Genomic DNA, 378 nt, shown 5'->3' on the forward strand with positions numbered 1-378 from the left:
AGTACGGTAGCTCGTCGGGCTCATAACCCGAAGGTCGCAGGTTCAAATCCTGTCCCCGCAACCAAATGGTCCCGTGGTGTAGTGGTTAACATGCCTGCCTGTCACGCAGGAGATCGCCGGTTCGACCCCGGTCGGGACCGCCATTTTAACTTCTGCTATATAGCAGTTGTTTTTTATTGGACATTATGGTAAAATAACATTTGTCTTTGAAAAGAAGATAACTATTTCGATGGGCTATAGCCAAGCGGTAAGGCAACGGACTTTGACTCCGTCATGCGCTGGTTCGAATCCAGCTAGCCCAGCCATTTACGAGCCATTAGCTCAGTTGGTAGAGCATCTGACTTTTAATCAGAGGGTCGAAGGTTCGAATCCTTCATG

Annotated in this window: 2 tRNA genes; both read left to right on the forward strand. The window is 48.7% G+C overall.

The features are described 5' to 3' along the window. Positions 1 to 67 precede the first annotated feature (67 nt). A tRNA-Asp gene (locus AC1DKZ_RS33145) sits at positions 68 to 143 on the forward strand. 87 nt (positions 144 to 230) lie between these two features. Beyond that, positions 231 to 305, forward strand: a tRNA-Gln gene (locus AC1DKZ_RS33150). Positions 306 to 378 lie beyond the last annotated feature (73 nt).

This window comes from Bacillus sp. 05T21 (genome assembly GCF_056396785.1).